The sequence below is a fragment of the Pseudomonas sp. JV449 genome, assembly GCF_032424295.1.
GTDB lineage: Bacteria > Pseudomonadota > Gammaproteobacteria > Pseudomonadales > Pseudomonadaceae > Aquipseudomonas > Aquipseudomonas marginalis.
Genome location: NZ_VYKD01000001.1, coordinates 234,572 through 248,645, shown reverse-complemented (window position 1 = coordinate 248,645; position 14,074 = coordinate 234,572). Strand labels below are relative to the sequence as shown.

Below are 14,074 nucleotides of genomic sequence, written 5' to 3'. Positions count from 1 at the left end.
ATTTAACGCAGAACAAAATGTGGGAGGGGGCTGGCCCCCTCCCACACTGGACCTGCAGTGTCAGTTGACCAGCGTGGCATCCAGGCTGATCTTCGCATTCAGCACCTTGGACACCGGGCACCCTTCCTTGGCCTTCTTGCTCAATTCATCGAACTGCGCCTGGCTGGCACCTGGAATCTTGGCCTTGAGCACCAAGTGCACGGCGGTGATCGCGAAGCCGCCATCGACCTGGTCCAAGGTCACTTCGGCCTGGGTGTCGATGCTGTCAGCCTTGAGCCCGGCGTCGCCGAGAATCATGGAAAAAGCCATGGAGAAACAGCCGGCGTGGGCCGCGCCAATCAGTTCTTCAGGATTGGTACCCTTGCCGCCTTCGAAACGGGCCTTAAAGCCGTAGGGCGCTTCGCGCAGCACGCCGGTTTCGGTGGAAATGGAGCCCAGGCCAGTCTTCAGATCACCTTCCCAATGCGCGGATGCCTTTTTAACGATACTCATAGCTTTCTCCTCGAACGGTGGTTTTGCGTCGGTAAGGTTCTGAGGATAGACGCGCCGGCAAAGTTCAGTTGTAAGAGAAACCTAGCAATTAAGTAGGAAATTTCATTGCTGCTATTGAATCTCGGGTATATGCCCTCATTGCATAGGACATGCACATGAAGCGGCAGGTTTTGGTTCGTCTAAGAAGCCTGCGCCCCCATTGGAGAAGCAGGCTTATGAAATCGCTGTCCGACGTAAAGTTCTCGACCCTCGACCTGGTGCCGGTGCGCGCCAACGGCAGCCCGGCGCAGTCGTTGCGCAATTCCCTGGATTTGGCCCAGCATGTGGAAAAGTTCGGCTACAACCGTTTCTGGGTGGCGGAACACCACAATATGGATGGCATCGCCAGCTCGGCCACCTCGGTATTGCTGGGTTACCTGGCCGGCGGTACCTCGACGATTCGCGTCGGCTCCGGCGGCGTGATGCTGCCCAACCATGCACCGCTGGTGATCGCCGAGCAGTTCGGCACCCTGGAAAGCCTCTACCCCGGACGTATCGACCTGGGCCTGGGCCGCGCACCCGGCTCCGACCAGATGACCGCTCGCGCCCTGCGCCGTGAACGCTCCGGCAGCGCGGATGACTTCCCGGAAGACGTGGCCGAGCTGATGGCCTACCTCGGCCCACGCACACCGGACCAACGGGTGATTGCGGTGCCCGGCACCGGCACCAACGTACCGGTATGGCTGCTGGGTTCCAGCCTGTTCAGCGCGCAACTGGCGGGCGAACGCGGTTTGCCCTACGCCTTCGCCTCCCATTTCGCACCGCGTTTGATGCACGAGGCGATTCGCGTGTACCGCAACCACTTCAAGCCCTCGGCCGTGCTGGACAAGCCTTACGTGATGCTCGGCATTCCATTGGTTGCCGCCGACACCGATGAGCAGGCCGACTACCTGGCCACCTCGGTGTACCAGCGCATCCTTGCCTTGATGCGCGGGCAAAGCCTGGTGCAGCGCCCACCGGTGAAAACCATGGACGGCCTGTGGCTGCCCCATGAAAAAGACGCCGTCGGCAGTTTCCTCGGACTGGCAATGGTGGGCAGCCCGGCGAAGATCCGTGCCAAGCTGGAAGTACTGATCGAACAGACCGGCGCCGACGAATTGATCTTCACCTGCGACCTGTACGAGCACGCCGATCGGATTCATTCCTACGAGCTGCTGGCGCAGTTGATGAAGGGCTAAACCCCCAGGCGAAAAAAAACCGACGCACCTGTGCGTCGGTTTCAAGCCTGCCACACGGGATTAACCGCGCTTGTAGACGATTTCCTTGGTACCACCCTCACAGGTGCCAACCACTTTAGCGTCGGTCGAGGCGCCTTTATCCACGACTTCCAGCGAATAACCCGAAGCGCCCTTGGCGTCGATTTTCGCTGCAATTTCACTTTTCAGCTCTTCACAAGGCTTGCCCGCCGCCAGGGCTGTGCCCGCAATGCTCAACAAACCTACCGCTAACAGGAACTTCTTCATCCGTCACTTTCCTTGCGCTGATTGAAACGAGCGTGCCGACGCTGCAGGCATCGGCACCCATTGTTTGTAGCGCAGGTTATGGCAATCGGCCAGCCGGCAAGTTCAACCGACGCGATCAACTACTGGCAATTCGAAACCCCACCTTGAGCGTGACCTGATAGTGGGCGACCTTGCCGTCCTTGATATGACCACGGGTCTCCGTCACCTCAAACCACTCCAAGTGCTTGATGCTCTTGTTGGCTTCGGCCAGGGAATTGTTGATTGCGTCTTCGATGCTGGTGGTGGATGAACCTACCAATTCGACTTTCTTGTAGGTGTGATGATCAGACATGGTGTTTCTCCTGAGGGTCGTCAATAAAGCCTAGCAGTCATTGTTCATACTGCTTCTGGCGACCGTTCCTACCCGAAAGTTCAGATTTACTGCACTTTCTGAAAACGCTGGAGTCGGTATCTACACACGCCACTCAATCACTTCAGGAGAATTCACATGGCCAACACTTCTTTACGCAAAGCGTCGCTGGAAAGCATGGAAGCCGAGATTTCGAGCCTGCTCAAGTCCCTTGAGAGCCTCAAGGACGATGCGTCGGATGAGTCGCGCAAAACCCTGAAGGCCCTGAAAAGCAATGCCGAGAATGCCCTCAAGCATTCCCGTCACCTGATCAGCGATGCCTACGAAGAAAGCAAAGTCAAAATCCGCGAAACCGGTGTTGCCACCCGGGACTACGCACAAGAGCACCCATGGACCACCGCCGGCGTCGCCGTTGGCGCACTGGGCCTGCTGGCGGCTTACCTGCTGTGCAAACGCGGTGACTGATTGACCGGCTACACCGGCTGGCGCGCCAGCTCAGCCTTGAGCCAGTGCGCCAATTGACCCGCGCGCCCGTCTGCGGCGCGCTTGGGTAGCCACAAAGCCAGGTGCGCCGGGGTTTCACTGAAACCCCACGGCGCCACCAGGCGACCCGCGCGCAGGTCCTCTGCTACCAGCGGTTCTGGCGCAATCGCCACACCCAACCCTGCAACCGCCGCCTCCAGCAAATAATACAAATGCTCAAAACCCTGGCCGTGTTTCAACGCGCCGGGCTCGATGCCGTGCTGTTGCGCCCAACTGGGCCAGGCTTGCGGACGGGACGTGGTGTGCAATAAAGCTTCGCCACACAAGGCGTGCGGCGGCGCCTGGCGCAGGCGCTGGTAGCCGGCAAAACGCGGGCTCATCACCGGGCCGATACGCTCGCTCGCCAGTTCATATACCTGCATATCCGCCGGCCACGGCGGTTCGGCGAAGACCAGCAGGGCATCGAGACCGGGGCGTCGGGGGTCAAGGTCGCCGTCGCCCGCCGACAGGTGCAGGCGCAGGTCCGGCAGATCGGCATTCAAGCGTCCCAGGCGCGGGATCAACCAACGCGCCAGCAGACTGCCTGAGCAGCCGAGCACGAAAGGTGCGTCGGCGCTGGCCTGGGTGAGTTCGGCGCACACGTCCCGCAAGCGCTCGAACGCCTCCGCGCTGGCATCTCGCAACCGCACACCTGCATCTGTGAGTTTAAGGCCGCGCCCGTCCTTGATGAACAGGCTGACACCTAAATGCTCCTCCAGCACTTTCAACTGGCGGCTGACCGCACCGTGGGTCACGTGCAATTGCTCGGCAGCCTGGCTGACGCTGTTGAGGCGGGCAGTGGCTTCAAATGCGCGCAGGGCATTGAGGGGCGGGAGGTCGCGGCTCATCTGTGAGTTTTCCTGACAGGTTGCAGCGATCTTATCGGTTTTCAGCGCCGGATGTGAGGGGTAGAGTGGCCGTCATTGCTTCCCATACAGAATTTCTACCTGGAGCGTCCCATGACTCAGTCCCAGACCGATCTGCGCAACGGCCCTGATGCCAACGGCCTGTTTGGCGCGTTTGGCGGCCGCTACGTCGCCGAAACCCTGATGCCGTTGATCCTCGACCTGGCCCGCGAATACGAAGCGGCCAAGATCGATCCGGCGTTCAACGAAGAGTTGGCCTACTTCCAGCGCGACTACGTCGGCCGCCCCAGCCCGCTGTATTTCGCCGAGCGCCTGACCGAGTTCTGCGGCGGCGCCAAGATCTACCTCAAGCGCGAAGAGCTGAACCACACCGGCGCGCACAAGATCAACAACTGCATCGGCCAGATCCTGCTGGCGCGGCGCATGGGCAAGAAACGCATCATCGCCGAGACCGGCGCCGGTATGCACGGTGTGGCGACCGCCACCGTGGCCGCGCGTTTCGGCCTGCAGTGCGTGATCTACATGGGCACCACCGACATCGAGCGCCAACAGGCCAACGTGTTCCGCATGAAGCTTTTGGGCGCTGAAGTGATCCCGGTGGTCGCCGGCACCGGCACCCTCAAGGACGCCATGAACGAAGCCCTGCGCGACTGGGTGACCAACGTCGACGACACCTTCTACCTGATCGGCACCGTGGCCGGCCCGCACCCGTACCCGGCGATGGTGCGCGACTTCCAGGCCGTGATCGGCAAGGAAACCCGCACCCAGCTGCAAGCCCAGGAAGGCCGCCTGCCGGACAGCCTGGTGGCATGCATCGGCGGTGGCTCCAACGCCATGGGCCTGTTCCACCCATTCCTGGACGACACCAGCGTCGAGATCATCGGCGTTGAAGCCGCCGGCCACGGCATCGAGACCGGCAAGCACGCCGCCAGCCTCAACGGTGGCGTACCGGGCGTGCTGCACGGCAACCGTACCTTCCTGCTGCAGGACGACGACGGCCAGATCATCGACGCCCACTCGATTTCCGCCGGCCTCGACTACCCCGGCATCGGCCCGGAACACGCCTGGTTGCACGATATCGGCCGCGTCCAGTACACCTCGGTGACCGACGATGAAGCCTTGGACGCGTTCCACAAATGCTGCCGCCTGGAAGGGATCATTCCTGCCCTGGAAAGCGCCCATGCCCTGGCCGAAGTGTTCAAGCGCGCACCGACCCTGCCGAAGGATCACCTGATGGTGGTCAACCTGTCCGGCCGTGGCGATAAAGACATGCAGACCGTGATGCACCACATGGAACAGTCTCAGCAGGAGAAACACTAAATGAGCCGCCTGCAAACCCGCTTTGCGCAACTCAAGGAACAAAACCGCGCCGCCCTGGTGACCTTCGTCACGGCCGGTGACCCGGGTTATGACACCTCGCTGGCGATCCTCAAGGGCTTGCCCGCTGCGGGCGCCGATGTGATCGAGTTGGGCATGCCCTTCACCGACCCGATGGCCGACGGCCCGGCCATCCAACTGGCCAACATCCGCGCACTGGAAGCCAAGCAGAACCTGCTGAAAACCCTGCAGATGGTGCGAGAGTTCCGCAAGGACAACAACGACACCCCGCTGGTGTTGATGGGCTACTTCAACCCGATCCACAAATACGGCGTGCCTAAGTTCATCGCTGACGCCAAAGAGGCCGGCGTCGACGGCCTGATCGTGGTCGACATGCCGCCCGAGCATAACGGCGAGCTGTGCGACCCGGCCCAGGCCGCAGGTATCGACTTTATTCGCCTGACCACGCCGACCACCGATGACGTGCGCCTGCCGACCGTGCTCAACGGCAGTTCCGGGTTCGTGTACTACGTATCCGTGGCCGGTGTGACAGGCGCCGGCGCCGCGACCCTGGAACACGTCGAGGAAGCCGTGACCCGCCTGCGTCGGCATACCGACCTGCCGATCAGCATCGGTTTTGGTATCCGCACACCGGAACAGGCGGCCGCCATCGCGCGCCTGGCCGATGGCGTGGTGGTGGGCTCGGCCCTGATCGATCACATCGCCAATGCCAGTAACGATCAACAAGCAATCGATGGCGTATTGAGCCTGTGCGCGGCGCTGTCGGAAGGTGTGCGCAACGCCCGTAAGTAAGCGCCATGTAGCGAGAGGTAAAGTTCCTGATACAGAGGAATCAACGCGCGCAATCACGGCCTAAACAGCAAGACCAAGGGATTTCGAACCGCGTTCGAGATCCCTTTTTTGTATGTGTGCCCTGAGGAATACCCGATGAAAATGCCCAAATCCGTGATTGCAGGTCTTGGTGTGCTGGTGCTTGGCGCCAGCGCCCTGGTGCAAGCCGCGCCGCCTGACCAGCGGGGTGACGACCGTGGCGGCCCGCAGGGCCAGCACGAGCAACGGGGCGACGACCATCGCGGCCCGCAGGACAACCGTCGCGGAGGCCCGCCCCAGGACTTCGGCCCGGTACGCCAGATCATTCACGATAACCACGGCCAGTTCTCCCGTGGCGCACCGCCGCCGCCGAATGTGCGCCTGGTGCGCGGCCAACCCCTGCCGCGCGGCTACTACGGCGAGCGCCTGGACAACCGTGCGCTGGCGCGCCTGCCGGTGTACCCGGGTTATGAGTGGCGCCGTTCGGGGCCGGATGTGGTGTTGATCGCGGTGGGTACCGGTATCGTCTATGAAATTCTGGACGGCGTGCTGAACTGATCCGGGCTTTTTCCATATAGGCTAGGCTTGAGGGGGAACACACCCCCTCAACACACTTCGTGCCTATTGCCGTCTAACCACCTCTGCAAGTCACGCCTTCTTGCGTTGCCGGTCGTTAAGTTAGCTGCATCAGAAGTCATTATCGTCTCCCAGGAGTCCATCATGGCATTTGATCTCATCACCCCCTCGGACCGTCGTCATTCCACGTTGCAAAAGGGTTTCAACCTGCGCTGGCCATTGGGCAACGTCCAGGGCGAGTCTTCACCCAACGGCGCCAGCCAGATCTACCTCTGCCACACCCCACAAGACATCATCGACGCAGCCGCCCAGGCCCTGGCTGTGCCCAATGGCCGTATCACGGTGCGCAGCGGCGGGCATTGCTATGAAGGATTTGTCTCTAACAAGATGCCGGATGTGCCAGGCGAGGTGTTGTCGATCCTGGACATCGGCCAGATCAACCAATTGGCCTACGACCCCAACGGCCTGATCAGCTCAGTGCTGGTACCCGCTTCGCCCCATCGCTATGCATTCCGCCTGGAGCCCGGCTGCCAGAACTGGGACACCAGCGTCGCGCTGTACAAATTGGCAGGCAAGGCGCTGCCCAGTGGATCCTGCTATTCGGTGGGACTGGGCGGGCATATCTGCGGCGGCGGCTATGGGTTGTTGTCGCGTAAATACGGGCTGGTCTGCGACTGGCTGGACGGCGTCGACTTGCTGGTCGCCAATGGACCCGGCTCGGGTCTTGAACCTGTCCATGTCTCCCGTAACAGCCTCGACACTGATGAGCTGGACCTGTTCGCCGCCTGTTGCGGCGCCGGTGGTGGGCAGTTCGGCATCATCACCAGTTACTATTTCAAGACGCTGCCGCCAGCCCCGGACGAAGTGCTTTGGCTGCCATTGGAATGGGACTGGTCAGACCTCACACGCGCCGCCCTCGAACGTTTGCTGCACGCCTATCAAAACTGGTTCGTGGACCATCAGGCCGACCCGGCAACCTGGGGCCTGGCCACCAAACTGGAAATGCGTCATCTGAACACTGGCAACGTGACCCTGGGCATCCACTACGTCGACAAGGACGGGAAGCTCGATGACCTGGCGCCTTTCGACGACTTTGTCAGCAGCATGCAGGCCGCGGTGGGTGTCGGTGCGACGGAGTCGCTCCTGCCGTTCCACGTCGTGCATCAGCCACGTGGCGGGCAAAAGGGCCGCTGGGTCGACTCCCTGCAGAGTGCCCATGAGGCCGCCAGGCGTTTGGACTGGTTGTACGCCACCCAATCGCTCAACGGTTCCGGTGACAATCAGCGCGGGCGGTATAAATCGGCGTATCAGAAAGGCGGGTTTACACAGCGCGTGCTGGACGCGATCTGGACGACGCTGACCTTGCCGGACCCCGAGCAATACCTGACCCAGAGCCTGATCCAGATCCAGTCGTTCGGCGGGCGCATCAACCAGATGGACGGCCCGATCCTGGCGCAGACGTCAGCCGCGCAACGCTCCTCGTACCTCAAATGGCAACCGCAGTGTTACTGGCACGCCGACGATGACGCCATCGACCGCGCCCATGCCGACTGGATCCGCAGCCTCTATTACGCTGCATTCACCAACGGTGTTCCCAATGACCCTGAGTTCGAGGGCTGCTACATCAACTACCCCGACCTGGACATGACCCACCTCGGTGGCAATCCCGCGAACCCCAGGAACCCTCTGTGGTATGGAATTTTCTTCCCCAACACGATCATCGAGAACCGCCTGCGCCGAACCAAGCAACGCTGGGATCCTTCGAATGTGTTCCGTAACGAAATGTCGGTGCCCTGAGCCCGGCCAACGGGCGGCCCGCAGGCCGCCCACTGCTTACAGCTCGATCCGCTCGACCTTGCCCACCAGCAGCACATAGGAGAGTGCGCCCAACAGCGCCAGCACGGCGATGTAGGTGATCGCCGGCGCAAACGAATCGCCACTGGCCAGGAAACCGATGACGATCGGCGTGGCAATCGCCGCCAGGTTGCCGATGAAGTTGAACACCCCGCCGGTCAGTCCCAGCAGACGTGCCGGGGCAAGCGTCGAGACCAGCGACCAGGTGATCGAGGCCAGGCCATTACCGAAGAACGCCAGGGCCAGGAAGGCGATGACCAACGGTGTCGATTCGACGAAGTTGGCGCCAATGATCGCCGTAGAGATCAACAGGCCGCTGATGATCGGCAACTTGCGGGCAAACCCCACCGAGGCGCCACGGCGGATCAGCCAGTCGGAAAACAACCCCGAACACAGCACGCCGACGAAAGCCGCGAGGAAGGGCAGTGACGCGAGCATGCCGGACTTGATGAAGTCCATGCCGCGGTATTTCACCAGGTAGGTCGGGAACCAGGTCAGGAAGAACCACAACGTGGAGTTCAGGCAGAACTGCCCCAGGTAGATACCCCACAACTTGCGCTTGCTCAGGACGATGCCCAGGTCGACCCAGCTGAAGGGCGCCTTGCTCTTGCTCGCTTGTGCGCTCAAGTCCACCAGCCCGCCACCTTCGCGGATCAATTCGATTTCAGCGGCGTTGACGCCTTTGAAATCACGGGGCTCGCGATACAGGGCATACCAGATTGCCGCCCACAGAATGCCCACGCCACCGGTCACGACAAATACCATGTGCCAGCCGTAATGGTGCTGCAACCAGGCCAGGACCGGCGTCAGGAACGCCAGCCCGACAAACTGCCCGGAGGTGTAGAAGCCAATGGCCGTGGCGCGCTCACGCTCGGGGAACCAGCTGGTGACCACGCGACTGTTGATGGGGTAAGCCGGTGCTTCCAGGGCACCCACCGCCATGCGCAGCACAAACAGCGCAATGAAGCTGGCGGCAAAACCGAGCATCACGGTGGCGATAGACCACAGCAACAGGGCGGCGGTGTAGAGGATACGCGGCGGCACCCGGTCCACCAGCCAGCCGCCGGGGATCTGCATGGCGGCGTACGTCCAGCCGAACGCGGAGAAAATCAGCCCGACATGTACCGGGTCGATACCCAGTTCGCTGGTCAGCGCCGGGGCGGCAATCGACAGGTTGCTGCGGTCGAGGTAGTTGATCACGACGGTGATAAACAGCAGCACCATGATGAAGTAGCGCTTTCGGGTAGGCGTGACTAAAGAAGCCTGCCCGCTCAAGGATTCAGGTTGCATGGTAGGTGCCTCTTCTTATATTTGTTGAGGAAGGGACTTCTGCAGAAACCGGATCAACATGTGGGAGGGGGCAAGCCCTCTCCCACATGTTTGACCGCGTTCTTTCAGGCAGACATCACCACTCGGCAAAGCTGCCGTCGGCGTGGCGCCAGATCGGGTTGCGCCAGCGATGGCCGATGGCTGCGCGTTCGATCACGTATTCCTCGTTGATCTCGATCCCCAGGCCCGGCCCGTTGGGGATTTTCACAAAGCCCTGGTCATAGTCGAACACGCCCGGGTCGCGCACGTAGTCGAGCAGGTCGTTGCTCTCGTTGTAGTGAATGCCCAGGCTTTGCTCCTGGATAAACGCGTTGTAGCAAACCGCATCCAGTTGCAGGCACGCCGCCAAGGCAATCGGGCCCAGCGGGCAGTGCAGGGCCAGGGCCACGTCGTAGGCTTCGGCCATGTTGGCGATCTTGCGGGTTTCGGTGATACCGCCCGCGTGGGAAGCGTCCGGCTGGATGATGTCGACGTAGCCTTCGCTGAGCACGCGCTTGAAGTCCCAGCGCGAGAACAGACGCTCGCCCAGGGCAATCGGGGTGCTGGTCAGCGGCGCCAGTTCCTTGAGGGCTTCGTAGTTTTCGCTGAGCACCGGCTCTTCGATAAACATCAGTTTGTACGGGTCCAGTTCTTTCATCAGCACCTTGGCCATGGGCTTGTGCACACGGCCATGGAAGTCGACGCCGATGCCGACGTTAGGGCCGACCGCATCGCGCACGGCCGCGACGTTGGCCAGGGCCAGGTCGACTTTTTCGAAGCTGTCGACAAACTGCAACTCTTCGGTGCCGTTCATTTTCACCGCAGTAAAGCCACGGGCCACGGCCTCTTTGGCGGCGCGGGCGGTGTCGGCCGGGCGGTCGCCACCGATCCACGAGTACACGCGAATCTTGTCGCGTACCTGGCCACCCAACAGGTCGCTGACCGATACGCCCAGGGCCTTGCCCTTGATGTCCCAAAGCGCCTGGTCGATGCCGGCGAGGGCGCTCATGTGCACGGCGCCGCCACGGTAGAAGCCGCCGCGGTAGAGCACGGTCCAGATATCTTCGATATTGCGTGGGTCCTTGCCGATCAGGTAATCGGACAGTTCCTCGACCGCCGCAGCCACGGTGTGAGCGCGGCCTTCGACTACGGGCTCACCCCAGCCGGTCACGCCCTGGTCGGTCTCGACCTTGAGGAAGCACCAGCGCGGCGGGACGATAAAGGTCGTCAGTTTGGTGATTTTCATCTGTTATCTCTCTTATAGATGCAGCGCCAGGGGCGCGGAACTTGATCTCAGCTCAGGGCTTTCCAGGCGGCGACATAAGCCTGGGCGCGGCTCGCTACCTGATCCACTGTCATACCCGGTTTGAACAACCCGGAACCCAGCCCGAACCCCTTGGCGCCGGCGTCGATAAACACCTGCATGTTGTCCGGGGTAATGCCGCCCACCGGCAGCAGCAACGTGCCTGCCGGCAATACCGCCAGCCACGCCTTGATCACAGAAGGGCCCATTTGCTCGGCCGGGAACAGCTTCAACACGTCGGCGCCTTCATCCAGCGCGGCGAACGCCTCGGTGGGCGTGGCCACCCCCGGCGACAGGTACAGGCCAGCGGCCTTGGCGGCGCGCAGGACCTTGGCATCGCTGTGGGGCATGACGATCACTTGGCCACCAGCGGCTTTCACCTGCTCGACCTGCGCAGGCGTCAACACCGTACCGGCGCCGATCAGGCAATCGGCGGGCAGGCTGTCGCGCAGGGTGCGGATGCTGGTGTAAGGGTCCGGCGAGTTGAGCGGGACTTCGATCACGCGAAAACCGGCGTCGTACAGCACCTGGCCGACCGCCTGGGCTTCGTCCGGGCGCACACCGCGCAGGATCGCGATCAAACCGTTTTGTGCCAGTGCTTGCTTGAGCATGTCAGGCCTCCGTTGCAGGTTGAGTGAGCCCGGCGGCCACTGCCAGTTGCCACAGGCCGCGCTCGGTCGCTTCCTGCGCCAGGCTGACGTGGGCGAAACCGCAGAGGGCGAGGGCGCGTTGGTAGCGCACGCAAAGCGGGCCAGCGCCCACCAGGATGATGGGGATGTGCCGTGCACTGGCTGGCAAGCCGGCCAGTTCATGGCCGATCAGCAGGCCGGATAAGTAATCGGGCTGCTGCTCAGGGGTGAGTTCGGCGGTCAGGCCCAGGGTGCGCGCACTGAACAAGGTCGACAGCACGCCGCGCTGGCCATCGTTCGAGAGCGCCACTTGAACGCCGCGGTCGAAAGCCTCGGCCTGGAACTGCGCGGATACCTTTTGCGTACGCCCCAGGAGGCTGTGCTTGCTCAGCACCGCGAACAGTTCACCGGTCATGAAGGTATCGAAGTGGGTGATGCAACCTTCCACCACCTCGACCCATTTGGAATGGCTGCCGGGCAGGCCGATCAACATTTCACCGTTGGCCGACAGGCTTTGCAGCACACCCAGCACCTGGGTTTCTTCACCGCGCATCACATTGGGCAAACCGACCTGCTCGATCACGCCGGGCACGATACGCACATCGACGCCGCGCAGGCTGCGCACCGTGTGCAACGCCTGGCCCAGGCTGGCGACGTCGACCGGCGTATTGCGATATGCCGCCTCGCTCCAGCCCTGGGCGCTGCCGACCATGCCGCAGGCGATCACTGGAAGATGGGGTTGGGCGTCGAGCCAGTCGCCGCATGCCGCATCGAACGCCAACTCGAAGCCATCGCTGCAGTGCACACCGCCGATGTCCCGGGGCTCACTGGGCAAATGCATGATGCCCGACGCCAGCGAGCGCTGTTCCAGCACGACGCCTGCGGGCCCGAGTTTATAAGCACGAAGGGAGCTGGTCCCCCAATCGAGCGCGATCAATTGCGCCTGCATCGCTTCACCTGAAATGAGTGGGTGCTGAAAAAAGCAGATGGGCGAATATAAACCTATGGCCGGCAATATCTCAATATATAAATAACAGTCCCATATATTGAGACAAGACAAGATAAATCCTACAACTTCCTCGCCTTTTACTGCGGGAAGGGGCGGTTTTTATCTGATAAGGGGAGGTTAAAAAACCGACAGGTCCAGCTCGCGCATCGCACCCATCCAGATCGCGTGATCGGTGTGATCCTTCAGCTCATCGCCGGTTTCGGGGTGCAGGAACACCACCAGCCCATTGCGATGCAGCGCCAGCCACGGCAGCACCACGCCAATGTATTCGGCATCGAACGCCAGCTGGCAGCTCCAGTCCGGGTGCGGGCCTACGGGCCGTTCATGCACACGGCCCATGCGCAGCGGGAACAGTTTCGCGCCGTCTTCACATAGGGTGCGCGCCTGGTCGATGGTGCTGGCGTCAAAGTAGATATGGGCATGGTAGCCCTTGATACGTTGCATGACGGACTCCGGATCCAATGTGCGGCAAATCCTAGACCGCAATCGATGGCAGGGCCAGTCCGGTCAGGGACTGCGCGCTGCTGGCCTGTTCTGCCTGCAACCAGTCGACGAAACGTTCGACCAACTGCCCACGCCGCTTGCGCTGGGGCTGCACCACGTAATAGCCAAAGCGCGAAATCACCGTGTTGCCGATCGGTCGGCACAACCAGTTCTGTTCCAGCAGGTTATCCACCAAATGGCGCCAGCCGATCGCCACCCCTTGGCCGGCAATCGCTGCCTGGATCAATAAGGTGTAGTTGTCGAATCGCAGCTGGCCGGGCGTGGGTGCGGCGGTGATACCCAGCTCGCGGAATACACCACTCCAGTCGAACCACTGGCTGTTGTTTTCCTGGCGCAGGTGCAGCAACGGGTAGTCGGGCAAGGTGTGCACAGTCAAAGGCCTGGCCTGCTCCTTGAGCCATTGCGGGCTGCACACCGGGAACACTTCCTCGTTGAACAGCCAAAGGCTGTCGCCCTGCTTGAAGCGGCCATCGCCAAACAGCACTGCCACATCGATGTCACTGCGCAGTGTCGCGTGGTTGCGCTCGCTGGTCACCAGGCTCACGTCCACCTGCGGGTTGGCGGCGTGGAAGCGATGCAGGCGCGGCATCAGCCAATAGGCGGCGAACGCAAAGTCTGTGGCCACTTGCAGCACTTCGTGCTGGTCCTGCTGGGTAATCACACTGAGGCCCTGGTTGATGTTCTGCAAACCGCCTTGCACATGCTCGAACAGCAGGGCGCCGGCGTCGGTCAGTTCGATGCCCCGATAGATGCGGTCAAACAGGCGGATCGTCAGTTGTTCTTCAAGGCGCTTGATCTGCTGGCTGATCGCCGGCTGAGTGGTACCCAGCTCCATCGCAGCGGCGGTAAAGCTGCGATGGCGCGCGGCCGCCTCGAATGCGCGTAGCAGGTCGAGGGACAGGTCTCCAAGGGCTTCATACATAAGCTGCGCTTATCCTAGACATTGCTCGTCATGGGCTTTACCCCATTTTACATGGGCTGCATGCTCATTCGCATAAACACTGCCTATGGA

At 61.7% G+C, this 14,074-nt stretch carries 16 protein-coding genes; 6 read left to right on the top strand and 10 right to left on the bottom strand.

Annotated elements, in window-relative coordinates; genetic code table 11:
- Window positions 1-60: 60 nt before the first annotated feature.
- Entirely contained in the window at window positions 61-492 is a 432-nt protein-coding gene (locus F6S08_RS01105) for an OsmC family protein (protein WP_065926832.1), read from the bottom strand.
- A 215-nt stretch (window positions 493-707) separates the two neighbouring features.
- Here F6S08_RS01105 and F6S08_RS01100 point away from each other — a divergent pair, with 215 nt between their 5' ends.
- On the top strand, window positions 708-1,709 hold the full coding sequence (locus F6S08_RS01100) for an LLM class flavin-dependent oxidoreductase (RefSeq protein ID WP_021491416.1): 1,002 nt from the start codon (window positions 708-710) through the stop codon (window positions 1,707-1,709).
- A 60-nt stretch (window positions 1,710-1,769) separates the two neighbouring features.
- On the opposite strand, the gene F6S08_RS01095 is transcribed toward F6S08_RS01100, so the two are convergent.
- Together F6S08_RS01095 and F6S08_RS01090 are read right to left on the bottom strand one after the other, a co-directional pair.
- Window positions 1,770-1,994, bottom strand: a complete 225-nt coding sequence (locus F6S08_RS01095) for a DUF1161 domain-containing protein (protein ID WP_005783407.1) — start codon at window positions 1,992-1,994, stop codon at window positions 1,770-1,772.
- Window positions 1,995-2,109: 115 nt separating this feature from the next.
- Window positions 2,110-2,325 carry a dodecin gene (locus tag F6S08_RS01090; protein WP_315871167.1) on the bottom strand — a complete coding sequence of 72 codons (216 nt, stop codon included), beginning with the start codon at window positions 2,323-2,325 and terminating at the stop codon, window positions 2,110-2,112.
- Window positions 2,326-2,481: 156 nt separating this feature from the next.
- On the opposite strand from F6S08_RS01090, the gene F6S08_RS01085 reads away from it, so the two are divergent.
- Entirely contained in the window at window positions 2,482-2,808 is a 327-nt protein-coding gene (locus F6S08_RS01085) for a YqjD family protein (RefSeq protein WP_003170746.1), read from the top strand.
- 8 nt (window positions 2,809-2,816) lie between these two features.
- On the opposite strand, the gene F6S08_RS01080 is transcribed toward F6S08_RS01085, so the two are convergent.
- Window positions 2,817-3,713 (bottom strand): LysR family transcriptional regulator, encoded by an 897-nt coding sequence (locus F6S08_RS01080; protein WP_065926831.1) that lies wholly within the window; start codon window positions 3,711-3,713, stop codon window positions 2,817-2,819.
- Window positions 3,714-3,824: 111 nt separating this feature from the next.
- On the opposite strand from F6S08_RS01080, the gene trpB reads away from it, so the two are divergent.
- The 4 genes from trpB to F6S08_RS01060 all read left to right on the top strand — a co-directional run bounded on the left by trpB (window position 3,825) and on the right by F6S08_RS01060 (window position 8,252).
- Window positions 3,825-5,051, top strand: a complete 1,227-nt coding sequence (gene trpB, locus F6S08_RS01075; RefSeq protein ID WP_027608134.1) for a tryptophan synthase subunit beta — start codon at window positions 3,825-3,827, stop codon at window positions 5,049-5,051.
- Window positions 5,052-5,861 carry a tryptophan synthase subunit alpha gene (gene trpA, locus F6S08_RS01070; protein ID WP_065926830.1) on the top strand — a complete coding sequence of 270 codons (810 nt, stop codon included), beginning with the start codon at window positions 5,052-5,054 and terminating at the stop codon, window positions 5,859-5,861.
- A 135-nt stretch (window positions 5,862-5,996) separates the two neighbouring features.
- Entirely contained in the window at window positions 5,997-6,437 is a 441-nt protein-coding gene (locus F6S08_RS01065) for an anti-virulence regulator CigR family protein (RefSeq protein ID WP_027608136.1), read from the top strand.
- Between the two features lie 162 nt (window positions 6,438-6,599).
- Complete coding sequence (locus F6S08_RS01060) at window positions 6,600-8,252, top strand: FAD-dependent oxidoreductase (RefSeq protein WP_315871166.1); 1,653 nt, start codon at window positions 6,600-6,602, stop codon at window positions 8,250-8,252.
- A gap of 36 nt (window positions 8,253-8,288) precedes the next feature.
- Here F6S08_RS01060 and F6S08_RS01055 read toward each other — a convergent pair whose 3' ends face one another.
- The 6 genes from F6S08_RS01055 to F6S08_RS01030 form a co-directional block, all read right to left on the bottom strand.
- Complete coding sequence (locus F6S08_RS01055; RefSeq protein ID WP_027608138.1) at window positions 8,289-9,599, bottom strand: MFS transporter; 1,311 nt, start codon at window positions 9,597-9,599, stop codon at window positions 8,289-8,291.
- A 115-nt stretch (window positions 9,600-9,714) separates the two neighbouring features.
- On the bottom strand, window positions 9,715-10,863 hold the full coding sequence (dgoD, locus tag F6S08_RS01050) for a galactonate dehydratase (protein WP_003170741.1): 1,149 nt from the start codon (window positions 10,861-10,863) through the stop codon (window positions 9,715-9,717).
- A gap of 47 nt (window positions 10,864-10,910) precedes the next feature.
- Entirely contained in the window at window positions 10,911-11,531 is a 621-nt protein-coding gene (locus F6S08_RS01045; RefSeq protein WP_053127387.1) for a 2-dehydro-3-deoxy-6-phosphogalactonate aldolase, read from the bottom strand.
- A gap of 1 nt (window position 11,532) precedes the next feature.
- The gene (locus F6S08_RS01040; RefSeq protein WP_065926828.1) at window positions 11,533-12,498 is read right to left on the bottom strand and encodes a 2-dehydro-3-deoxygalactonokinase; all 966 of its coding nucleotides are present in this window, start codon (window positions 12,496-12,498) and stop codon (window positions 11,533-11,535) included.
- A 177-nt stretch (window positions 12,499-12,675) separates the two neighbouring features.
- Window positions 12,676-13,002 carry a DOPA 4,5-dioxygenase family protein gene (locus F6S08_RS01035; RefSeq protein ID WP_027608141.1) on the bottom strand — a complete coding sequence of 109 codons (327 nt, stop codon included), beginning with the start codon at window positions 13,000-13,002 and terminating at the stop codon, window positions 12,676-12,678.
- Between the two features lie 31 nt (window positions 13,003-13,033).
- Window positions 13,034-13,984 carry a choline sulfate utilization transcriptional regulator gene (locus F6S08_RS01030; RefSeq protein WP_137211759.1) on the bottom strand — a complete coding sequence of 317 codons (951 nt, stop codon included), beginning with the start codon at window positions 13,982-13,984 and terminating at the stop codon, window positions 13,034-13,036.
- Window positions 13,985-14,074: the final 90 nt, after the last annotated feature.